Origin of the sequence: Leptospira semungkisensis (assembly GCF_004770055.1) — a bacterium.
GTDB classification, from domain to species: domain Bacteria; phylum Spirochaetota; class Leptospiria; order Leptospirales; family Leptospiraceae; genus Leptospira_B; species Leptospira_B semungkisensis.
This window is the reverse complement of record NZ_RQEP01000005.1, coordinates 1590798-1612815: the sequence shown is the minus strand read 5'-3', so window position 1 is coordinate 1612815 and position 22018 is coordinate 1590798. Positions and strand designations below refer to the sequence as shown.

Annotated in this window: 20 protein-coding genes; 7 read left to right on the top strand and 13 right to left on the bottom strand. The window is 40.1% G+C overall.

Features of this window, described 5'->3' with window-relative positions; all coding sequences use genetic code 11:
* Nucleotides 1-116: 116 nt before the first annotated feature.
* Both EHO59_RS07690 and EHO59_RS07685 read right to left on the bottom strand, forming a co-directional pair.
* Complete coding sequence (locus EHO59_RS07690; RefSeq protein WP_246052698.1) at nucleotides 117-2063, bottom strand: alginate export family protein; 1947 nt, start codon at nucleotides 2061-2063, stop codon at nucleotides 117-119.
* Nucleotides 2064-2137: 74 nt separating this feature from the next.
* Nucleotides 2138-3103: a sodium-dependent bicarbonate transport family permease gene (locus EHO59_RS07685; RefSeq protein WP_135586351.1), complete on the bottom strand. Its 966-nt coding sequence runs from the start codon at nucleotides 3101-3103 to the stop codon at nucleotides 2138-2140.
* Nucleotides 3104-3458: 355 nt separating this feature from the next.
* Between EHO59_RS07685 and EHO59_RS07680 the strand changes: the two genes are divergently transcribed.
* Nucleotides 3459-5078: a helix-turn-helix domain-containing protein gene (locus tag EHO59_RS07680; protein ID WP_135586349.1), complete on the top strand. Its 1620-nt coding sequence runs from the start codon at nucleotides 3459-3461 to the stop codon at nucleotides 5076-5078.
* 72 nt (nucleotides 5079-5150) lie between these two features.
* Here the strand turns inward: EHO59_RS07680 and EHO59_RS07675 are convergent, their stop codons facing one another.
* From EHO59_RS07675 to EHO59_RS07650, 6 genes are all read right to left on the bottom strand, one after another.
* Nucleotides 5151-5582 (bottom strand): hypothetical protein, encoded by a 432-nt coding sequence (locus EHO59_RS07675; RefSeq protein WP_135586347.1) that lies wholly within the window; start codon nucleotides 5580-5582, stop codon nucleotides 5151-5153.
* Entirely contained in the window at nucleotides 5579-5923 is a 345-nt protein-coding gene (locus EHO59_RS07670; RefSeq protein WP_425460209.1) for a hypothetical protein, read from the bottom strand. The genes EHO59_RS07675 and EHO59_RS07670 overlap by 4 nt, the downstream gene beginning before the upstream one ends.
* 249 nt (nucleotides 5924-6172) lie before the next feature.
* Nucleotides 6173-7360 carry an MFS transporter gene (locus tag EHO59_RS07665; RefSeq protein ID WP_135586343.1) on the bottom strand — a complete coding sequence of 396 codons (1188 nt, stop codon included), beginning with the start codon at nucleotides 7358-7360 and terminating at the stop codon, nucleotides 6173-6175.
* A complete protein-coding gene (locus tag EHO59_RS07660; RefSeq protein ID WP_246052696.1) occupies nucleotides 7360-8334 on the bottom strand; it encodes a spermine/spermidine synthase domain-containing protein in 975 nt (324 codons plus the stop codon). The genes EHO59_RS07665 and EHO59_RS07660 overlap by 1 nt, the downstream gene beginning before the upstream one ends.
* Nucleotides 8335-8339: 5 nt before the next feature.
* Nucleotides 8340-9485, bottom strand: a complete 1146-nt coding sequence (locus EHO59_RS07655) for a hypothetical protein (RefSeq protein WP_135586341.1) — start codon at nucleotides 9483-9485, stop codon at nucleotides 8340-8342.
* A 28-nt stretch (nucleotides 9486-9513) separates the two neighbouring features.
* Complete coding sequence (locus EHO59_RS07650; RefSeq protein ID WP_135586339.1) at nucleotides 9514-10242, bottom strand: hypothetical protein; 729 nt, start codon at nucleotides 10240-10242, stop codon at nucleotides 9514-9516.
* Between the two features lie 343 nt (nucleotides 10243-10585).
* Between EHO59_RS07650 and EHO59_RS07645 the strand changes: the two genes are divergently transcribed.
* Both EHO59_RS07645 and EHO59_RS07640 read left to right on the top strand, forming a co-directional pair.
* Nucleotides 10586-10984 (top strand): hypothetical protein, encoded by a 399-nt coding sequence (locus EHO59_RS07645; RefSeq protein WP_135586337.1) that lies wholly within the window; start codon nucleotides 10586-10588, stop codon nucleotides 10982-10984.
* A gap of 256 nt (nucleotides 10985-11240) precedes the next feature.
* Nucleotides 11241-13259: an LTA synthase family protein gene (locus EHO59_RS07640; protein WP_135586335.1), complete on the top strand. Its 2019-nt coding sequence runs from the start codon at nucleotides 11241-11243 to the stop codon at nucleotides 13257-13259.
* 142 nt (nucleotides 13260-13401) lie between these two features.
* Here EHO59_RS07640 and EHO59_RS07635 read toward each other — a convergent pair whose 3' ends face one another.
* The 4 genes from EHO59_RS07635 to EHO59_RS07620 all read right to left on the bottom strand — a co-directional run bounded on the left by EHO59_RS07635 (nucleotide 13402) and on the right by EHO59_RS07620 (nucleotide 17561).
* A complete protein-coding gene (locus EHO59_RS07635; RefSeq protein ID WP_135586333.1) occupies nucleotides 13402-13773 on the bottom strand; it encodes a response regulator in 372 nt (123 codons plus the stop codon).
* 5 nt (nucleotides 13774-13778) lie between these two features.
* On the bottom strand, nucleotides 13779-15254 hold the full coding sequence (locus EHO59_RS07630; RefSeq protein WP_246052694.1) for an MASE3 domain-containing protein: 1476 nt from the start codon (nucleotides 15252-15254) through the stop codon (nucleotides 13779-13781).
* A 283-nt stretch (nucleotides 15255-15537) separates the two neighbouring features.
* The gene (locus EHO59_RS07625; RefSeq protein ID WP_135586329.1) at nucleotides 15538-16500 is read right to left on the bottom strand and encodes an NAD(P)-dependent oxidoreductase; all 963 of its coding nucleotides are present in this window, start codon (nucleotides 16498-16500) and stop codon (nucleotides 15538-15540) included.
* Entirely contained in the window at nucleotides 16497-17561 is a 1065-nt protein-coding gene (locus EHO59_RS07620; RefSeq protein ID WP_135586327.1) for a flavin-containing monooxygenase, read from the bottom strand. The genes EHO59_RS07625 and EHO59_RS07620 overlap by 4 nt, the downstream gene beginning before the upstream one ends.
* A 261-nt stretch (nucleotides 17562-17822) precedes the next feature.
* On the opposite strand from EHO59_RS07620, the gene EHO59_RS07615 reads away from it, so the two are divergent.
* From EHO59_RS07615 to EHO59_RS07600, 4 genes are all read left to right on the top strand, one after another.
* Nucleotides 17823-18875 (top strand): AraC family transcriptional regulator, encoded by a 1053-nt coding sequence (locus tag EHO59_RS07615; protein ID WP_135586325.1) that lies wholly within the window; start codon nucleotides 17823-17825, stop codon nucleotides 18873-18875.
* Nucleotides 18876-18983: 108 nt separating this feature from the next.
* Nucleotides 18984-19799: a sterol desaturase family protein gene (locus EHO59_RS07610; RefSeq protein WP_135586323.1), complete on the top strand. Its 816-nt coding sequence runs from the start codon at nucleotides 18984-18986 to the stop codon at nucleotides 19797-19799.
* A gap of 220 nt (nucleotides 19800-20019) precedes the next feature.
* Nucleotides 20020-20619, top strand: coding sequence for an LBL_2463 family protein (locus EHO59_RS07605; RefSeq protein ID WP_246052692.1), 600 nt, complete (start codon nucleotides 20020-20022; stop codon nucleotides 20617-20619).
* 8 nt (nucleotides 20620-20627) lie between these two features.
* Nucleotides 20628-21575 carry a histidine kinase N-terminal 7TM domain-containing protein gene (locus EHO59_RS07600; RefSeq protein WP_342776307.1) on the top strand — a complete coding sequence of 316 codons (948 nt, stop codon included), beginning with the start codon at nucleotides 20628-20630 and terminating at the stop codon, nucleotides 21573-21575.
* 5 nt (nucleotides 21576-21580) lie between these two features.
* Here EHO59_RS07600 and EHO59_RS07595 read toward each other — a convergent pair whose 3' ends face one another.
* The gene (locus tag EHO59_RS07595; protein WP_135586318.1) at nucleotides 21581-21970 is read right to left on the bottom strand and encodes a hypothetical protein; all 390 of its coding nucleotides are present in this window, start codon (nucleotides 21968-21970) and stop codon (nucleotides 21581-21583) included.
* Nucleotides 21971-22018: the final 48 nt, after the last annotated feature.

Here is a 22018-nt window from a genome sequence, read left to right as displayed (position 1 = left end):
AGAAGAGGACTATCGCTTCCCATGAAATCCAATCCCAATACCCTTCCGATCAGGAAGGGTAAAATGAGAGAGGCTAAAACTAAAAAGTAAGATATGATAGTCATTTGCTTTTCCGTCTAGAAGAGAGCGTTAAACTGCATATAGAACATACGTGCCTGGCTTGCCGCTCCTTGCGTCCCGTTGACTACGTTCGTGTTCAGAGCAGATATCGCACCAGTCTGAACATTATAAGTATATAAAGCATTCCTTTGGTTCTTAACAGCATTACCCGCAGTCAAGAAGCCTGCTCCTAACCAAAGAGAACAATACTCGTTGATCATATAAGACCAAGCAATATCGATCTCGTTGTAGATACCTCTTCCTTGCTTGCCTATAACTGCAGTGGTCTGACCAACACCGTTCAACTCGGTACTGAAACCGGTATTTGCAGAACCATTGATCGCATACCAAGCATCCTGAACCTTATCCTTGCTATTAATAAAATAAGAAGCGTAGAATGTTCCGAACTTTTCCGTTTTATATTCTATATTGAAGGTCAAAGATCTTAGGTTCTTCATTCCCACATTCTCTGACAGACCGGCAACGTTATTCCAATATGGAAACACCCCGAACCTTGGCATGGTCAGAGTTTGAAAAGTTCCGTTACTTCCGTCCTGGCGATTCGCATCTCCGGAAGCCAACATGAATTGAGTTCCCAATCTTAACTTCTCGAAGAATGTATATCCTGTTTGAAGAGTGATCTGTTTACCTGCATATTTCTGATTCTGGGTACCGATCGTGCTAACGTTATAAGTGGTCCCATTCACGGTAACAGCTTGAGTAATATCCTGTCCCATCAACTGTTTGTTCACCTTCGCACCGGTAGTACCGGATTGGAAAGCTGCCTCTAAGGCCCAATCCCATCCGCCCCAAGGACCATCTTTAGGAAGATTATTTTTTGCAGTGCGATTCGTAATACGAAAACCGGTAGTGATCAAATTGTCTTGCTGCTTGGACCATTTATTCTGTGTTAAATCCGAATCGGGAGTCGCAGCTACAGCAGGAGTAGAATAAGTACTGCCCGCAAATGCCGGAGTCTTGGAAGTAAGCATTCCCAACGCATAGAGATCTACCAAGAACCAATCGTTCGGCTTGATGGTATTATAAGTTCCCACTAAATATTTATTCGGCTGCCCAGGGCTCAAGGTCACGGTCTTACCGGTAGTAGGATCCTTCGCAGTGATCGGAGCGTTTGCAGACAGAACTCCATTTGGACCGCTCTGATTTCCTACAATTTGAGAACCCAAGAAGTGGATATTAAAATGATCCTGATCGAACATCAATCTTGCACCGTCATAAGACAGACCGTTGATCGTCCAGTTTGCGCTACCGATCATCCTTTGATCTCCGTAAGCCATAGCCATTCTTCCTACTTGAAGCTTTGCTCCTAGAGGAAGTTTCTTCACCATAAACCAAGCTTCTCGTATCGTAGTTTGGCTCGGAATATTCTGAGATTGGCCAGGAACAACAGTTGTACCTGTATTCGCAAATACATCTGCGCGAACATCTCCTACACTCGCAGGAGTGGAACCTCCTCCCCAAACTCTCGCATCTTGAATATTGATCTTCATGGAGAAATACGGACTAGGATCTATTATGAGGAAAAGCTGAGAAGTCTGCATTACCCTGGAAATATCCGCTCGGTTCGATTTATCAAAATTCAAATTATAGCGATCTTCCCAACGAGGACGAATGTACGCTCCCACTCTAATCCAATCGTTTACCCAAGCTTTCTTTCTATTATTAAAATTCTTAGCGAGTTCCGGATCAATGAACATAGTCCTATTATAGTCCGGACTCAAGCCTCCTTCTTTCAGGGCAGATACATATCCTTCTTCACTATCATTCTTATTTGCGCTTTGTCCGGCGTTAGATTTATCTCCACTTTGATTAGTTGGGTTAGTAACAGTAGGCTCAGCAGCCTGTGCGAATAACAAATTTTGTGAACCGAAGAATAAAACTCCAAAGAGAACGCAACCTTCGATACACTGCCGTGCATTGATTTTTTGAATTTGAGATTTCACTTTGTATCTCCCTAATTTCGAGTTGTGAAACGTAGCACGACGCCGGAGAGGCGTCGTGCAAAAGATTCGATGGATCAGAGGTAATGCTGGACGACGAACCAATAAAGAGGGATCCCGATGATCACATTAAACGGAAAAGTAACCGCAAGAGACATCGGAAGATATAGACTTGGATTCGCTTCCGGCACTGAGGTTCTCATTGCAGCACCAACAGCAATATAAGAAGCAGAAGCACACAAAATTATAAACATGAACGCGTCAGGCGCATTCATACCGATCAATTTAGCGAGTCCTAATCCTATAGATGCATTCAACAAAGGAACCAATAGCGCAAAGATCACAAGGAAAGGTCCCGCAGTTTTCAGATCCTTCAGTTTCTTAGCTGCGACTAATCCCATATCCAAAAGGAAGAATGAAAGCATACCTTTGAATAAAGCGTCCGCAAAAGGTTTCTCTGCTTTCCAGCCGCTCTCACCTGTCAACATACCGATGACCAATGAACCAACTAAAAGGAAGATAGATCCGCCCAAGAAAGCTTCTCTCAAGAGTTCTTTCCAAGAGAATTCTGCTCCTGCGTTCTTCTTAGCAATCCTGTCGATGGCAACGCCAATGATGATCGCTGGTGATTCCATTAAAGCCAAACCTGCTACCAAGAATCCGTCGAATTCAAGATTCATATTGTTCAGAAATGCATGTGCAGTCACAAACGTTCCCGCACTTACGGAACCGTATGTCGCAGCAATTGCCGCAGCATTATGAACATCTAGCTTCAACCTTAGCACGAAGAAAGTATAGATAGGAACGAATAAGGCCATTCCACTACACGCGATCAAAGTAAAAAGATTCGCAGAAGTGAACTTAGCCTCCGCCAATTCAAAACCGCCCTTAAAGCCGATTGCGAACATGAGATACATTCCGAAGAATTTGGATAAAGCATCCGGAATCTCAAGTCCTGACTTTAATAAAACGGCAATGATTCCCAGGAAGAAAAACAGGACCGGGGGATTGAGTAGATTTTCTAAGATCAACTTTGGATCCATTTGAAACCTCCAAGATTCAAAATCGAACCTAACCCATATCCTACACCCCTCCCCGTTAGCTTTCAATCCTTCAGAGAAATAGAATTTTTCAATGGGTTAAGAACGTGTCCACCTAGAGGCTGGGACAATTTTATTGTCTATATATTTTTCTAAATTTATAACATTGGACAGTTTTTAATATTGAAATTTTTCCAAAACATAGTATAGAAATTCTCAATTTATGCCTTTTTGACAAGTTAAGTCTGAATATATCCCAATCCTGAGCATAGAATAGGCTATAGCCGGACTTTAAATAGTTTTTGCTTTTGGCAGAAGATCCTTTTTTACTGCAAAACAAACATAGGTGATATGCGAAATGAACGATGCCCAAACAAAGAATCCTAAGACGCGCTCTTGCCTCCTCAGGAAAATTTGGGTTTCATTTCTATTCTTCTTTTTAGGATTTCCGATCGGGCTTCTCGCTAAACCTCCCGAAGTAGTAGAGATCTTTGCAAAATCTCCCGTCGAGAATCTAAGTCCCAAGATAGAATACAGATATTTGGGGAGTAAATTCCAACATTGCAAACCTGAGACACTCAAGTCCTTGGATGAAATGGAATGGCATCATAATACGAGCGACGTGGTTCGCGTTCCCCGTAGTCCTTTGGGAAACTGGCTCAGATTTAGGATCGTGAATCTGAGTAAGGAGTCCATCGTTAGGACGCTTTCTCTCTACTGGTTGAACGTGCCGGAAGCAGAACTCTGCTCTATTGATTCCAAAGGAAACTACGAAGCATTCTTTTCGAACAATGAAACTTCGACTCTATTCGGAAGTCGTTCCCTTCTTCCACACTTTACGATCCAACTGCCACCTCAAGAAGAACGGACCTACTATCTATTCATCAAGACGAACGAGAATATCAACTATCCGATTAGTCTTTTATCGGAAGGAGACTACAACACTCAGATCCAAGTTAGATCGGTAATCTTCTCCGCAATTTGCTTGGCACTATTACTTGCGGTCGCTTGCAATATTTACTTTTATTTTAAGACCAAGAAACTTCTATTCATCGCGCTTCTGGTCCACTTATTATCCGTCGGACTGACCCTGTATTTTTTACATGGAAGGGAGTTTTCCTCCATCTTTAAATACGAATATTCCATTTTTCGTCATAGCTATTTCTTGTTTTTAGGGATCACCCACTTCTCCTTCTACTTGTATCTGGCAACCTGGTCTGCAGAAGAGTCCGTAACGATTCACAAATCTCCGATTTTCTGGATCTCCAGCTTGTTAGGCTTGTTCTATCCTTTGATTGTATCATTTGATTTTTGGTACGAGCATAGAATTTGGATACTGATCGCAAATTACGGATTTATGATTTACTGCTTCGGCAAGAGTCATCCTTCCCTATTTGCATTAAAGGCTTATGATGAACTTTGTTATGTAGGAGTTTGGTCCGTTTTTCTAATATTCAGCATATTCAAGACTACATTTCATTTCGAATTTTATCCGTACAATTGGCTTTCCGTTTACGGGATCATCTTCTACTTTCCTTTGCTTGCGCTTGTTGCCTCGCTACTGGCGAGAGAGATTACGAATCGCTGGGCAATTGAAAGGAACCTTCTCAAGAGATCTCATCTTGCCTCTCTCGACGTAAAGGCGTGCGTAGAAACACTACTTCGTTTATTAAAACGAGAAAAGATCTATCTCAAGAAGGCGATAAAAGAAGAAGATGTGGCTAAGGAAATGGGGATCACAGTCCATCAACTGTCTGAGATCATCAATACCGAATTTAAGACGAGTTTTCCGTCCCTTCTGAATCAATATAGAGTGGAAGAGGCAAAATTCTTGCTGATAGAGAATCCAAGCGAAACCACTGCTCGCATAGGAGAAAATTCCGGATTCAGTTCCCGATCCGCCTTCTACTTAGAGTTTAAAAAAGTAACCGGAAGTAATCCGAATACCTTTAGAAAAACTAGCTCGATACGATCTTAGCTCTATTATACTTCGCTATTTTTCTGATTTGAAATATCGTATAACGATTTCAAGCAAGCCAATCACAAGACGTTATTTCTTGATGCTTGCAGTATGAGACGGAACGGGAGTACTCACGATCTCACCTTCTATCACCCCGCAAGTTCTCATAATAGGCACCGTAGGAAAAGGTAGAAAGAGCATGAACACAGTCCAAGGTGGGAAAAAATCAATCCCGTCCATATAGATGGTCGCATTTTTCAACTTAACGATATTCTTATCATCCGTATTTGGATCGGCAACTATATCATTCCAAGTAGAAGGAAAAGGTCGATTGTACCAAAACAAAACCACAAAAGAATACATGCATTTCTTCAACTGGACTCGATCCGGAGAAGGTGCTGGTTCTTCTTCCTTTACTACGGTTCCATCTGGGTTGAATTGAACTCTTTTGATATGCCCTCTTTCAAACAGGCATTGTTGAAAAAAGATTATGAGAAGTAAAAGAAAAATAATACGTTTCATTTCTTGCGAAGCTCCGGAGTGTATTCAATAAACCAACAGCCGGAACGATGCTCAAAGACCACATCATTGAAGGCTACTATTCTCGGATCTCGACTCATCTCCGCCCTAAGAGCCTCATGAATCACTCCTTCCTTTGCTCCGTGAATCCCTACTTGAAAGGCATTTAAAAAAGTCTTATCGCAGATCTGAGTCTTTGCCCTTTCTACGCTGGCAAGCTTTTCACCCTCGTATTCAGGACCTATTGTTAATTCATCGAAATTTCCAAGGACCTTTCGTCCGTAGCAGTTTGCGAAAAGGAAAATATAAAAAGAGAAAAAACCAAATATAAGAGTACGTTTCAAAGACATCTTCGTGCAGCAGTTTCTTCGCTTAATAATTGCTAACAACGAAAATTTGATCTACAAAGAATAAAAACAAAACTCACTTATATTTTGTTAAATGTATGAGATTCATCCCTTTTAAGTTTCTAAAGTTCGAGAGATTATTACAAAACGATACAGTCGAATCCCTATCTCAGAGAAATATAAGTGAGGAATAAGCATCTAATAAGCAAGGATCGAATCGCTTGGTTATTCGAGCTACTAGGATGCTCAAGATTCCTTAAGATCAAATGCATCACTATATCTTGCAAAATATACAATGACACCAAGGCAGATTACTGCAGAAAAAAGGAACATGAACTTGGCTCCTGAATAAAACCAAATCAAACCTCCCAAATAGCTCGCAAGCAATGCAGAAATACTACTCAACCCTGCAAAAGTACCGATTGCAGTAGCAGTATCTGACTCCGGAACAATATTAGAGATCAACGCCTTAGCAATTCCTTCTGTCGCAGCCGCAAACAATCCGTAAAGGAAAAACAATAAATAGAATTCAAAGGAAGTATCCGCATAGGCCATTCCTGCATACACAGAGCAAAACAGAAATAGCCCGAATATCAATGTTCTGACCAATCCAAATCTATCTGCCATTAATCCGATAGGAAGAGAAAAGAGTGCATAAACTAAATTATAAAAAATGTATATTCCAATTACGAAGGAATCTTGGGCCCCTTTTGTTTTTAACAAAAGCAAGAGAAATAGATCAGAACTATTTGCAATCCCGAATATGAGGAGTCCTACGATCAGCCTTTTGTATATACCGGGAGCATCTTTCCAATAGGCAAAGTAAGCAAGAATAGAAACCTTTTCTTCTTTCTTTGGAATGGGTCTCGTTTTTTCCTTCAAAAGTCCGGAAGCAAAAAACGCGAATAACCCAGGCACAGTCGCAAGCAAGAAAAGGAAGGAGTAATTTTCGGGATAGAACTGAAGATAAACTAACGCGAATGTCGGTCCAAGAACCGCACCGAAAGTATCCATCGCTCTATGAAATCCAAAAACGGTCCCTTTCGTTTCCGGATTCGCCTCATCGGAAAGAAGCGCGTCCCTAGCTCCTGTCCGAAGCCCTTTCCCGAATCGATCCAATGTCCGAGATATAAAAACCCAAATAGGAATGGGCAAGATCCCCATGATTGGTTTAGAAATGGCACTCAGCAAATAGCCGAATTGAACGAATGGCACTCTCTTTCCCTTAAGATCCGAAAGTTTACCGAAATAGCCTTTGCTTAATCCGGCGATTGCCTCCGCGAATCCTTCCAAAATCCCAATCAGTACCACCGAAAATCCAATATTCTTTAAATATATTGGCATAATCGGATATAGCATTTCGCTAGCGACATCCGTAAATAAACTAACGATGGAAAGAATCCAAACTGTTTTAGAAATTATCTTTAACTTCATTATTTTCTCAACCGAGAGATTGCGAAAGGGTCATCCAAAATTACATTCCCTTTTCTTGATATATTCTTTCGAAGCTCTTTTGATAGAACTCTCATGCCGACAAAAGTTGTTCCATCAAAGAAAGCTAATTTAGAACCAACCTTCTTCTTAGAGATCCATTTATCTATTTTAGAGGAATCCACCTTCTCCAGATCAATGTCTTGAGAAGCCAATAAAAATCCCCAATTCGTATAGAAAGAAGGTACAAAAGTAGAATAGCTGATGACGCTATTAAAATGTTGAGACAGAGTCCTGCGGATCAGTGCATGGCCCTTCCAATCCGTAGGCGTCAACTCAGAAGCCTGGGTAACAAGAACTCCTCCCTTTTTCAAACGGGCAGCACATATAGAATAGAACTGTTTAGAATATAGATTTTGGATCGGATCCGGTTCCGTTTTTGCTCTATCTGGGAAATAACTAGGAAGATCCAAAAGGATTGCATCGTATTTCTCTTGGCTTTCCTCCAAGTATTTTCTTCCATCCTGGAATACAAGCTTTGCCTTTTTATTCTTAAAAGATCCTTTATGCCAAGAACTTAATGTTTGAGAGAATAGCCCCACTAATTCTCGATCTATATCCACCATAGTAACGGATCGAACAGAAGAATATTTTAATACTTCTCTTAGAGTAGCACCTTCTCCTCCGCCAATGATCAGCACTTCCTCTAACTTTGGATTTAATACACAGGCAGGATGGACCAATGCTTCATGATAAATGTATTCGTCGTTTAGCGCTGACTGAAGTTCTCCGTTGATGATCAATGTTTGACCGATCGCAGGCAATTCTACTAGATCTACATTCTGAGAAGAAGTCTTGCCCGAAAAATATGTGTCGGTCTTGCGATAAAAATGCATCTCATCCTTATCGCCATAGTCCATGACCCAATACCGATCGTCGATTTCCATGCCTGATCCTTCCCCGCTATTCTCGATCATTCTTTCTACAATTCCTTTGTAAAGCCTAAGGTAAAGTAATAGATCTCTCTCTTAATATGTTGGCCTTGGTAACGATCTATCAGGATCTGTTGTAAAACAGGATTCGGAGTTGCGCTCTCTATTGCTGAAATCACCGCCTGATTCGCAAGACCGTATTGTTTAGAAGGATCCACAGTCCGACCATCCTTGATTGTAAGAGGTGTCGTCACGTTGTCAAAAAAATAGCTACTGTCATATATTTCCAGATTAGGTCTATAAGCCATATTCACAGAGAAGAAGAATTTTTTATAATCTATCTTTGCCTGAGTCGTGATATCCGAAAATCCGGAGATCCTGTCAGTGGGATTATTCTGTATGATATAACCTACGGAAGTAGAAGCGATAAACTTCAGATCCTTTGTGATCTCAAATTGATGCTGTAATTCTAAAGGTATGTAAGCCGAACCTTTGTTGATCCCAGTAGTATGAGCATCCGTATCCGGATCTGTAGTTTTATAAAATGATAATTTAGGTTCTAGGAACCTTAGGATCGGAAGCTTCCAGGAGATAAACATTTGAGTCCAAGAGAATCGATTCTGAGCAAGAAATGTGTTATAAGAAAAGATTCCTACGGAAAAGTTCCCAAAATGCTCGGACTCGAGCAAGTCATACTCCAACAGGATCTCGCCACCATCATCTCTCTTCAATCCGTTTTGCTCTTTATAAGGATGCACTACCCTGGGATCAAACGGCAATTTACCTTGTTCTAATTGAGGCTGATAATAACCGAGCAATTCCATTCCGGACGGCCCGGTCTGCAAGAATCTTTGGTCTGAATCCCTATCGCCTTTATGTGTTAAGAATAGGTTGAACCAAAACTCAACGGACAGCTTTTTAGTAACCGGGATTTCTATAGAAGGTTGGAACGCATAAGCCGGCAAAAAAGAACGATATGCCATATCATCCCTTTGGCTGATAGACTCACTTCCGAACGTATTTCCTCTAAAAATAAAATCGGATGCAAATTCTATATTCGTGGTTATCTTCTCATCTTCCTCTTCTTCCTGCTCTGAAGAAGGTTTTGAAGCAGATACATCTTTTATTGATTTTTCCGAATATAAGGAATATGAAATAAAGAAGAAAAGTCCGATTACTAATGCCTCTTTTTTCATAAAGCGAATCTTTTCCGAACCGAACGCTTTACTTTCCGAAATAGTCCAATAATTCTATCAGCAACTCGAAGGAAATCAATACAACGATCGTATATTCTGCGATCATTTCCCAGACCAAGAATTTCTTCTCGCCGAGCTTCTCCTTCAATTCTTCATAGATATGAGAGACTTTCTCCATGGACTCGAGCAAAGGATCGTATAGTTCTTTGAATTCTTTACGATAACCTTCTTGCTGTTTTGAGAATTTTAAATGATTCTTAAATATAGAGAAGCTTCTGCGAATCCCATCCAACCGAACGATTCTATACCGAAGATCGTCAAATCGATCCCTGACTTCTTTCGCTTTAAATAACTGTAATGTCTTTACTACTGAATATTTCTTCATATATTCCAAAGAAAGAAAAGAAGATAGATCTAAGTAAAGATTCGCCTCTTCATACCTTCCCAGAATAGCTGCAATCTGGGCAAGCTCCGAGTCTTTTGCGCCTTTGTATTTTTCCGTGGGTATCCGGATCGTAATCGGCTCATCTTTCCATTCTATCGAGTTTAAAGAATCGGAATATTGCCCCGCTCCAGCCTCTTTCAAGAGGACACCTATACTTTTGGGTTTGGATGAAATAGAAGAAACGAGGACAATACAATCAAATGGGAATCCAAACAGATAAATTCCTCTCTTCTCTAATTCCGCATCCTCTTTTGAATTGAACCGAGTCGATTGATCCTTTGGGAAAAATACCAGATACGCTTTCTCTCTCATCCTATTCCGTTCTTGGTCGTACTGTAGAGCCTGAAGGTGCCATCTTTATACAATCCGAGTTCGATTGATAGTTCTTTCCCGAAATCTAATAGAAAGCTCTAAGAGACAAAAACTCCCTTCCAAGAAGCAAAAAATATCCCGATCTCAGGCTGAGAATTGGCTAAAATTGGGGAAGATACTGAAAATCTAAAGCGTCATACAGGTTAAATAAAAGTAAGAAATTGCCCTAGATTTCTCTTAGCAAGTGCTTGGATCGAGAAGCCAAAAGCGAGGCTACCGGACTCCGGTTTTATAGTCTTGACAATTTGCGAAACATTACTAGGGTCGAATTCGGGTCCAAGACTTGTCATTCTTTCGAACTAAAGCCGGTAGAAAGTCCTTAAAGAAAGCGGGGAATTTTATTTTTTCCGCCTTCGTACTCTTTACCCTTTCCTTTGACGCAGTCATCGACTCAATCGAGATCTATATGGGAGAAGGGGTCCCGGTCTCTTCTTCCGAATTCATATACAGAAGCAGTTCAACTCGCCAGTCGAGATTCTCAGAAACCAACTCGATTTTTGCCGGTTCCTATTATGAGGCTCAGAATAAGCCTTCTAAGCAGGATTCTATCCATTCTGCTTTTCGTTTTATACACGAACTTTCTAAAAGTTCCGTATTCGTAGCGTATGATTCGAACTCATCTATTTACCAACGCTTACTTATTCAGTCCCTGCTATCCCTTCCCCCTCCTCCGTTAGTCTAAATCGGCCTCGAATTTTCGGCCTCTTGCAATCGAAATTTCAAAAACCGCATAACGCGTGACGAATTTCAATTGCACAAATCGAGAACTTCGAATATTCTTCGGGATCCATACGATCTCAGTTTGATTCGCATTCGAATAATGTGAATCCATGTGCAGAAACCGGCGATTTAACCTGCGGCCTCTAAGGTGCAGGATCGATCTTAAAACAAGATAGAACGTTAGCCGACTATGCATCTAACTTACGAACAGATTTTACATGAGCTTATTATTTTTGCGCGCACGCGCCCTATACGAAAAAATTCCCCCGAATATAAAGATCCTAGGATCCTATTTCCTACTATTCTTCCTTACTCTATTCATGGCAAGGGTAGCATTCCGGCTAGACAACTACGATAAAATTGCAGGAGAAAGTTTTAGCAAGATCTTACTTGCCTTCGGCTTAGGTTCAAGGTTCGACCTTGCTGTCATCGCCATTCTTTTAGGTTGGATCTGGCTTCTGTCCTGCATTCACTATCTAAATCGGCTACGGTTCTATAGACTGACTTGGGGTGCCCTACCCATCCTGATCTATTTTTGGATGATCGGCTATCTAGTTGCAGACTTTGTTTATTACAGAGAATCTAACAAGCATCTGGGTTACGAGGGTTCCCTCTTCTTAACCGGTGATTTCTTTGTAGTATTGAAATCCGCAATACGTCATGACTCGTTACTGATCGCAATATCCCTACTTGCAGTTCTGATACTTTTACCTTACTCCATCAATCGCTTTGCTAAGATGGATCCTTACAAATGGTCCAAGTCTACCAAGCAGATGGAGTATCCACAGATCCCTTTGGTGATCATAATCGTATTTGTTTTAATCAGAGGAGGATTCCAAAGCAGGCCACTGCGAGTAAGCGACGCGGTTTTTTCAGATAACCGTGCCTTAAACTGCCTGAGCATGAACGGAATCTACACGATGGTTACGGATATGTTCAATCAATCGGTAAATCGAGATTTAAGAATGTCTAAACTACGTTCTTTGAATATAGTAAAAGATAAGATCTCCTATCCGAGCAGTAGATTCATAAACGACTCTTTTCCTCTGATGAGAGAAACGATTCCCAAAGAAACAAACAAAAAGAATCCAAATATAGTCATTATCATGCTGGAAAGCTGGACTGGAAAATTTCTGAAGCCATCCGGATCAGGAATAGTAGACGGAAAAGAAGTCACACCCGAGATGAATAAGCTAATACGCCAGGGAAGATTCTTCGAGCATTTCATAGCAACGGGAGGAAGAACTGCTAACGGGTTGCTTTCTACTCTTACCGGTATACCGGATCTTCCAGGCCTAACTGTATTACGCAGGCAAGAGGTCGTGAATAAATTCTCGAGCGTTGCATCCGTTTTAAAGCAAGGCGGATACGAAAGCTATTTCTTATACGGAGGAGATATTACCTTCGACAATATGAACGTTCTCTTTAAGAACTGGGGATTCGATCATATTCTTGACCAAGAAAATATAAAAAGCGCAGGGAAGTATGAAACTGGAGATTGGGGGTATTTCGACGGAGACACATTACAACATCTTCATGAACAAATGATGGAGGCCAGAAGTCCTTTCTTAATGGTCTCTCTTACTTTAACCACTCACTATCCTTACAGAACGCCGAACAAAAGTTTCGACATTTTCTCGAGTAATGTAACGGATTATGATTACTTAAACTCTCTTCATTACGCGGATTGGGCGATCGGGCAATTTATGGAAAAGGCAAAGTCTTCTCCTTATTTCGAAGACACAGTATTCTTCTTCGTCGCGGATCATTCGCATCACAAGCACCTGGAGCCATTCGAAGATAGAAACATTCCGTTTTTGATATATTCTCCTAAGCATGTAAAACCTGCGACGGAAGCAACGATTGCATCTCAGTTAGATGTAATTCCGACCGTTTTAGGCTTTGTGAACAAGAGTGTAAAATTCTCATCCATGGGAAGGAACCTATTAGATCTAGATAAGAACGACCCAGGCTTTGCATACTTTGCCTTTGGGAATCTGATCGGCTGGGTGGATAAGGACATTCTTCTATATCACTTTGTCGACAGTGAAAAGAAGCATACTTATTCTATGGAAGGAGACAAGCCTAACTCATACTGCGAAGAACATAGCTTAGAATGCAAGATGGATGACAATAACGCGAAAGCCTTCTTGAACTTAAGCGAAAATCTTCTGGAAAAGAACCAGATCTTTCCGGAGATGATTGGAGCAGAAGCGAGTAACTCCGCTTATCATTGATATTCTGTAATCTCCTATAAACTTTTATTCTCGGTCGTAATTCCTCGATTCCGATTTTACGACCGAGTTCATTTTTATTCACGCAACTTCCAAAATATAAAAACCGAAAGAACCCTTCAAGAATGGGATTCTAAAACAAATATTATAAAATCTCAAAATTTGATTCGATCAGATCCTTAAGTTGAGCGATTTGTAGTGGCTTTATGAAAAAACCGAGAGGATTCGTTCTTGCGGCCCTTTCTCTAGTAACTGAATCTTGGTATCCTGTAACAAAGACGATTGGAATATCGATCTCTTGCTTAATCTCGGATGCTGCGGTTACTCCGTCTATCTCTCCGGCAAGAGTGATATCCATAAGAATAAGATCCGGACGATCCGCCTTTGCTATTCGAACTGCATCTTCTCCAGAAGTCGCAAGATTTAAGACGTTACATCCCATCTTCTCCAACTCCCTTTTGACTACCATGGCGGTGATAATTTCATCTTCTACTACGAGAACATTCAATTTACTCATTCATTCTAAACTCGTTTCTTATAAATATCCCTCGGGAAATCAATTACGCAATGAAACTTCGGCCCAGTACGAAATGAGATTTTTCCCGCGAGTTGCACTTCTGACACTCCTCTGACCAATTGTATGCCTAAAGAACTGCTATTTTTAAAATCGTAATCTTCGGGCATTCCTACACCGTCATCCGAATAATTTAAGATATATCTTCCCTTCGGGTCTTCGATAAAAGAAATGAAAATATTTCCGGATGAAGAATCCCGAAAAGCATACTTCATCGTATTGCTCAAGAATTCGGAAAGAACCAATCCGATCGGGATGGCTATATCCATCAAAATTTTCCGATCTTCTACATCTACGACCAAATTCACATTACGAGATGCTTCTTTATTCGTTTGCAGCACATAATTTGCGAGCTCTGATACATATTTTCTAACTGAGATGGAGGAAAGATCTCGTTCTGCAAAAAGCAACCTATGCACCAATGAAATCGCTTGGATACGATCTTGGGTCCTTTCTGCCATCAACCTTACACTTGGATTCTCAGGATACGTTTCTGCCTGAAGGAAAATTAGGCTGCCAATTACCTGCAACGTATTATTGGAGCGATGGTAAATTTCACGAATCAAGGCCTCTTTTTCGGATAAAGATTGAGCCAGATCGTGACGCACCCTTCCATGTTCCAATATTTCATCTTTAAGACGATCATTCGTATCGAGTAATTGTTTGTATGGTTTGTTGATCGAGGAAATGAACACCCCTTTATAGATTAAATAGAAAGATATGATCTTGTATATATGACCAAGTATATTATAAATATCAAATACGGTTGTATACACTGCAAAAACGGCTTCGCTCAATATACTAAATACGAATGCATATAGAAAATATTTATTAGAATTCCATCCGTATTTCTTTACCCGGAACCAATACGCAATTGTGGCTGAGATCAGCAATGCGATGACTAAAAATTCTGAATTTCGTTTAAACGGGGTAAGTCCTTCTGTAGCTGAAAATGTGATCGGCACAAGGTTAGGATAAAAAGTGATCGCTACGAAAGAGATAAGAGAAACCAAAATAGGAAAAACCAGGAATATCCATCTTAAGCGTCCTGTATTATTTTCATTCGGAAGGAAAGCACTCACGCAAAAGGAAGCTGCGGCATAGAAACGTACAATGATCCAGAACTGAGTAGACTTATTCGGAGAATTTGACGTTACGAAATCAGGCATACCGGCATACGCGAGCATGTGCATCATATCCATTAAAGCGATGCCTAGAAATACGGTTCCAATGAAAAGAGTATGTCTGTCCTTACTTTGCGCATAGCTGAACCAACCCACTCCGAAGATGGACATGGACACGAATATACTAAATGATTCTGCAATATTATGAAATAGAAGATAGGGAGAAACTTCGGATTCGAAGTACAGAGAAGAATGAAAAATTTGTATGATAGGAAAGGGAACTAAGGCTATGAGTAGCACTATCCCTAATCTGATTTTATTAGCCCTCAAATCCAAACTATCGTTTCCCATTTCTACGATTCTCGAATGAAATGCACCTTCAAGACGAACATAGTTTCTACTTGAAGACGACTTGCACGATTGATTCAGCAGATGACGTTAAATCGTTTTGTATCTATATCTCACCACCGTTCCTAAAAACGGAGTAATTTTAACGTAGAGTGTATATGGATAATGAATGAAATTTTGTCAGCTAAATATTTGTATTATTCCCAAAGGAATTATTGATAAATATCAAGGCCTTTCATTTAAGCAACTCGGACTCAGGCAATTCACCTTTAAGAAATTGTGCAATTTGAGTGGCGGCGATATCTGCAAATTCCTCGAATACCTCTTCTACAGTCCATCCAATATGAGGAGTCAATAGAACATTCGGCAAGAAACGAAGAGGAGAATCTTTTTTAAGCGGCTCTTCTTCGAATACATCTAAACCAGCTCCGGCCAAGCGTCCGCTTTTTAACACATCCATTAATGCATTCTCATCTAAGATTGCTCCTCTCGCAGTATTGATTAGAATAGATCCCTCTTTGATCCGATTGAATTTCTGAGAATCTAGGAGCCCCTTAGATTCATCCGACAATCTCAGATGAATGCTAATAATATCGCTCGTTGACAAGAGCTCGTCTAGAGAAATTCTTTCGTATTCATCATCTTTAACCTGCTTCGAGCCAGGCCTTTCCCATACGACAACATTCATGTGAAAGGCAGATTCTGCAATCTGAGCTACTTTGGAACCATGACGACCCAAGCCGAGGATCCCAAGCCTTCTTCCATGTAGAGTTTTGCCCAATAGAGAAGGCCAGTTTCCATTTCGCATTTCAAACTGAGCCAGAGGAATAAGATGAGTTAGACTCAACATCATCGCGATTGTAAGCTCGGGAACGGACTTCAAGGGAGCCTGTGCCCTTCTCCCCAGAGCGACTTGTATTCCTCTCTTAGTCGCAGCCTCTTTATCTAGATGATATGCATGACCGCCTGTTTGAAGTATCAACTTCAGATTAGGCATCAACGTGAAAACTTCTTCGGAAAGAATGGTTCTCTCACGTATCGCCATCAAGAACTCAGCCTCTTGGATCCTTTCCGAATTAGAATCTTTGATCGGTCCTTCTAAAAAATAGATCTCTACCAGATCCGAGATCTTCTTCCAAACAGGTGAAGAAGCAATTCTTCCTTCCCAATCATCTAGAACAATAAGCAGAGGTTTCATATTTTGCTCTCATACAATGTATCGACCACGAACTTAGCATCCCTTCCTACGCCTCCCACTAAAGAAGAAGTAAGACCGAACTGAAAATGATTCCCTATGAAATACAATCCATTTATGTTAGAGATCCCTCTCGGAGCGATGGGCCAACCGATCTCATCCAATCGTAAATCCGGTATTTGTATCCAGGAAAAGTCAGGTTTAAAGCCAGTACACCATACGATAGACGCAACTTCGATCGTTCTTCCATCTTGCAACAAAGGAAGTCCATCCTTCACACCTTCAATTCTTGGCAATCTTATGGCTCCGGACGCATTTAGATCTTTTTCAGATTCCTTGATTAGAGGCGCGCCACTTGTCAGGACTTTCTTTCGGATCTTTCTTCCCATCGGAGTTTGGATCGTTAAAACATTATGAATGAACCACCAATAGAATCTAGAGAGCTTAAAAAGAAGATCCGGTATCTTTCCGGAAACTTTTCCTGCTATAAACGTTCTATGAGAGCGAGAAATCTCCAACGCCAATTGTACACCTGAAGTGGCTGCACCAACGATCAACACATCCCCTTCCGGCAAATCGGCGATATTCTTATATTGAGAAGAATGTATTTGTTTTATATCAAAGTTTATGTACGAGCTAAAACTTGGAATGCGAGGCAAAGAATTACCTGCAGCCACAATGACCTTAGAACAATAGAATTTTCTAGTACCGGCATCTAAAACGAATCTCTTAGAGATCTTTGTAATTCGCTCCACATCCGTATTCGAAAGAACAGGTAAGGAAAACTTACGTGCATAATCTTTCAGATAAGCTGCCATTTCATTCTTGTTTGGAAAAGTGCTCGGTTCTCCAGGAAATGGATAACCGGGAAGTCCGTCAAATTGCCTAGGAGTGAATAGAACAAGTGAATCCCATCTCTTCTCCCATACTTCTCCTATCTCTTTAGAAGCATCAAGAATCAGAAAATCCACTCCCTTAGATCTTAAGTAATGACCTGCAGACAAACCTGCCTGCCCTCCCCCGATTACAATTACATCCCAATGTTCCTTAATATGATCCTGCATAGATTACGTTTAACCCAGTTCTTTAAGATATTTTTTACTTACTTGGATCTAAGCGGATTGATTCAAAGAACTATCTAGGAGATAGGAAGGAAATCGGTATAAACATTAAAAATTTGTGAACAAGATCCTGAAATGTTTGACGTCTAAATCAATAGTTCCGTAAATCCTGAAATTGATTTTTGATTGAAAGACTGCGGGTAATAGAATCAACTACTCGACTCAGGGCTAAAATTCTTTTGCAATTAGATTCTCTTCGACAAAATGTTACAGACTGAAAATATCATTCTTTGCCTAAAAGCTACAACGATCGCACAATTAGGTTTTCTAATCCTAAACTTTCTCATCCGAGTAAAGATCTCTTACCAAAACGTTTTAGGAAGTTTGTTTTCCCTATCCTTGATCGCATATTTCATTTGTCCTTGGGTTCACCATTCGAATGTGGACCTATTCTGGGCCATGATTGTATATACAGGCTGTCATTCTGTTTCGATTTTATTCTTTCTTTTCGTATCGAGCCTATTCGAGGATGATTTTGAACTAAGACCTTGGCACATTCTATTATTCCTCTTTATTAACAGCTATAGTTCTTATATACTTTTCTTTTCAAACACAGCGGATGCAAACTCGGTTGTTTCTAAGATCCTACTTAGTTCTCCCCAGATCTTTTATCTGATCTTGATACTTTGGACCTTAGCAAAGGTTTTAAATGATAAGAAGATAGATTTATTAGAATCTAGGAGAGAGTTCCGAGTGCTCTTCTCATGGCTAACTGGCCTTTATAGTATGGGCGTCGTATTAGTCGAAGTGATTACTATGCGAGAAGAATATTCAGCCACATTAGATCTGATAAATTCGTTCTTCATTTTTCTGTTAGTTTTCTTTATCTCTTTCCGAATCTTCGAGTTCAGGGAGACTAACTTTCCGATCCGCGAGAAAGAAACAACAAACGAAGAAGAACCCTTGGATGAGGATCTTCTAAAAAAGTTGAACTCTCTCTTAAAGGATCATAAAGTATACTTACATGAAAACCTGACCATTCTTGCCTTAGCTCAAAAACTAAATGTTCCCGAAAAGAAGATGAGAAGACTCATCAACAAAGGCCTCGGATATAGAAACTTTAATGAATTCCTAAACCATTTTAGGATAGAAGAAGCCAAATCAATACTTTCCAGTCCGGACAAAAAAGAGATCCAAGTCTTACGAATCGCCATGGATCTGGGTTACGGCTCTCTCGCCCCTTTCAATCGCGCCTTTCGAGAAATTGTAGGAACAACTCCCAGCGATTTTCGAAAGCAGAAGGAACTCGGAAAATAGCCGATCGAATCCGGAATCGATCAGCTTTTGGCCGGAATCGATCGGAATTAGGAAACGCAATCTGGTTTAATTATGTGATAGCGCCCGATATGGCGCAAAGGATCAAATATGTGCTTCCAAGACCAATTGCTTACCTACTTGTCTGAGTTGGGCCCCAAAATTCCAGTAATCTTCTTAATAGATTTTCTGAGATACCTTGCGTTTGCTAGCTTGGCATTTCTATTTTTCTATATTTGGAAACATCCCTTCCAAAATAGAAAGATCCAGAATAAGTTCGCCACAAATGCTCAATTTAGAAGGGAGTTTTTATATTCTGTTTCTTCCGTTGTAGTATACACCGCAGTTACTTTCGTGGTACTCGTGCTCCGAAAATACGGATACTTTCAGTTCTATGAGAGAATTGAAGACCATGGTTGGACGTATCTAATCCTCAGCACCTTGCTCATCTTAGCAATCCAAGATTTTTACTTTTACTGGACCCATCGACTCATGCATACTCGCTGGTTATTTAAGATAGTCCATAAGGTTCATCACGATTCTCTAATCCCTTCTCCTTGGACCGCTTATTCTTTTAGCGTTTGGGAAGCTTTGATCCATGCACTTATTCTTCCGATCATAGCTACTCTGTTTCCAGTTCATCCTCTCGCCCTCTTGGTCTTCATGACCTTTCAAATCATACGAAACGTATTAGGTCATAGCGGGTATGAAATATTTCCGTCTTGGATGATCTCCAATAGGATCCTAAAACTGATCAACACGAATACGAATCATGATATGCATCACCAAAGTTTCCGCTACAATTACGGTTTATACACCACTATCTGGGATTATGTATTCGGGACCGTTCATCCTAAGTACGAGGAGACTTTTGCCGAGATCACTCGTGGAAAATCGGAACAAGTTCAGCTTCAGGAAAGTAATTAATGCGTGAAGTTAGGCCCATCGAACCGGACGGGCCTTTCTGTGTGCAATGATTTAGAGCTCAATCCTCACCTACTTCCTATACTCCAAAATATTTTTATAATACATCGAAACGGATTTTCTGATTGCCTTGTTAAACTTTATGTGACATAATATTCTTATGGAAAAATTCAAGGATTCTTCCAATCTTCCCCTTCCCTTCGCGATAGAGAAATCAGGCACTTTGATCTATTGTATCGACTATGCCAAAAATCCCGATTTAGTTTCAGGGTTAAGAACCTTTATTAAAGAGAACTACATTTCTCATGGATATGTGGGGTTTTCTGAAGATTTCGATAGCTACAACGATCCGTATTCCACTTACTTTTTTTCGACCTCCGCAGAAGGCGAAGTCTTAGCTGTATTAAGATTAATTTATAAATCAAAATCAAATCTCCTTCCCTTTGAGTGGGGATTTATCGATGGAGAGGAGAAACGATACGGCCATTTGGGAAGAGATGTGGCTGATTTAAATTCATTTATCTTTACAAGGACACTCGATTCTAGAAAAGCGAGTAGATGCTTATTCGGATATGCTGCGAAACATATGCTTGAGCGTGGGGTAAAGAAAGCGTTCGGAATGTACGATGTTTCGAACTCGGTAATCAGAAGCATCTATGAAAAATATGGAGCTATCGATTCGCCAATTTATAACAGACAAATTTATTTTCCCGGCTACGGAAGAATGGTAGAAAATAAATTTTATGTCTCTTTTTGGCAAGTAATTGAACTAAGCTTTTCTGTGCTAAAATCTCTAACTCTTCTTGCCAATCCGATCAAATAACGGAGTATTTGACCGAAAAACGACGTACTTGGGGAATTAATTTGGCACTATTATCATCGATTCTCTTATTTGCATCTGCTTATTTATTTTATAATAGGTCTGAGCGTAACGATCTTTGCAAAGCATATTCACTACTCACGTTCTGCTTATCGCTCTGGTGCTTTTTAATGTTTCTCGGACAATTCCATTTCAGTACGGAACTTCGAATCTTTATCATAAACTTAACTCCAATCCCGTCATTGTTTATACCTTGGTTAGCCACATATATTATTATGAATTATACAAGGCCTCATGATCCAGTATCCGTTCCAGAAATTCTCTCAGGTTTTCATACTGTCGCAATAATCACCCTTTCGCTTCTTTCACTGTTCGGACACGTATCTCCTGTTTATTTCGATGGAGATACGGTTCACTTTAAAGCGAGTATCTCTTATTACTTTATACTAGGATATATATATTTGTCTCTTCTTTCCGGATTAGGCGTGATCACATACAATCTGTTTTACGGAAATTACATTGTTCGGCTTCACTCGATTTATTTATTCTCGGGAATACTTTTAGCCTGCGTAATCTCTTCGGTTTTTTTATTTTTTCTTCCTCTATTAGGTATTTACTTAAACTCTTTGGCCACTCTAGGAATGCTCGGATTTCTTTGGTTATCCTGGATTCCAATAACAAAGTATAGACTATTTAATGTGGATTTAGTTGGTTTTAGAGAGGATTTTAGAAATCCAAATTTCTCTTCGGTAATTATTTCTATTAATAGACTTCTTTTAAATTGGATGGATCCAATTTCTTTTAAGAATCTATGTGATCAATTTGAGAATCAGCGAAGAGAAGAAATTTTCGAATTACATGCCGAATTAATCACTGAAGCAGCATATACAGAAGACGGCAGCACTTCAGAGCAGGCTTGGAAATATTCGAATAAAGTAACAAAAATATTCTTAAGATAACTTTATTACTTCAATCTCGAAACTACTGAGCTAATCAATAGGAGATCTCGCTCATTCAGCTTTGCCAATTCTAAGACCAATTCTTTTAAGACAGCGTTATGCCTTATTTCCTTGATTAATGCTTTTTCTTTATCAAGGAATGCAAGGCGCTCATCCCAGGAGGCCTTTGGCTCGCCTTTATTGTCGAAGACGAAAGTCTTAGATATCCCCTTCTTAATAAGCAAAAAATCCATCCGGATTTCCGGTATTTGCTCCATATCACATAAGTATCGGTTCATTGTAGTTACCGATACCCCAACGCATTCCGCGCCATCCTCACGAGTAATTCCCAGCTCTTTAAATGCGTGCTGAAGCCGCAATCCAGGGGAATCTAGTTTCTTTACTATTTTTGACATATTGACAAATTATTTGCTTGATTATTGCTAAAATATTCTCTAATGATA

Bases quoted from the DNA above. Each gene is read 5' to 3' on its own strand.
- EHO59_RS07625 (WP_135586329.1), bottom strand. From the start codon at position 16,500: ATGAAACCTCTGCTTATTGTTCTAGATGATTGGGAAGGAAGAATTGCT.
- EHO59_RS07615 (WP_135586325.1), top strand. From the start codon at position 17,823: ATGTTACAGACTGAAAATATCATTCTTTGCCTAAAAGCTACAACGATC.
- EHO59_RS07640 (WP_135586335.1), top strand. From the start codon at position 11,241: ATGAGCTTATTATTTTTGCGCGCACGCGCCCTATACGAAAAAATTCCC.
- EHO59_RS07610 (WP_135586323.1), top strand. From the start codon at position 18,984: ATGTGCTTCCAAGACCAATTGCTTACCTACTTGTCTGAGTTGGGCCCC.
- EHO59_RS07620 (WP_135586327.1), bottom strand. From the start codon at position 17,561: ATGCAGGATCATATTAAGGAACATTGGGATGTAATTGTAATCGGGGGA.
- EHO59_RS07660 (WP_246052696.1), bottom strand. From the start codon at position 8,334: ATGATCGAGAATAGCGGGGAAGGATCAGGCATGGAAATCGACGATCGG.
- EHO59_RS07665 (WP_135586343.1), bottom strand. From the start codon at position 7,360: ATGAAGTTAAAGATAATTTCTAAAACAGTTTGGATTCTTTCCATCGTT.
- EHO59_RS07650 (WP_135586339.1), bottom strand. From the start codon at position 10,242: ATGAGAGAGAAAGCGTATCTGGTATTTTTCCCAAAGGATCAATCGACT.
- EHO59_RS07635 (WP_135586333.1), bottom strand. From the start codon at position 13,773: ATGAGTAAATTGAATGTTCTCGTAGTAGAAGATGAAATTATCACCGCC.
- EHO59_RS07655 (WP_135586341.1), bottom strand. From the start codon at position 9,485: ATGAAAAAAGAGGCATTAGTAATCGGACTTTTCTTCTTTATTTCATAT.
- EHO59_RS07685 (WP_135586351.1), bottom strand. From the start codon at position 3,103: ATGGATCCAAAGTTGATCTTAGAAAATCTACTCAATCCCCCGGTCCTG.
- EHO59_RS07595 (WP_135586318.1), bottom strand. From the start codon at position 21,970: ATGTCAAAAATAGTAAAGAAACTAGATTCCCCTGGATTGCGGCTTCAG.
- EHO59_RS07680 (WP_135586349.1), top strand. From the start codon at position 3,459: ATGAACGATGCCCAAACAAAGAATCCTAAGACGCGCTCTTGCCTCCTC.
- EHO59_RS07675 (WP_135586347.1), bottom strand. From the start codon at position 5,582: ATGAAACGTATTATTTTTCTTTTACTTCTCATAATCTTTTTTCAACAA.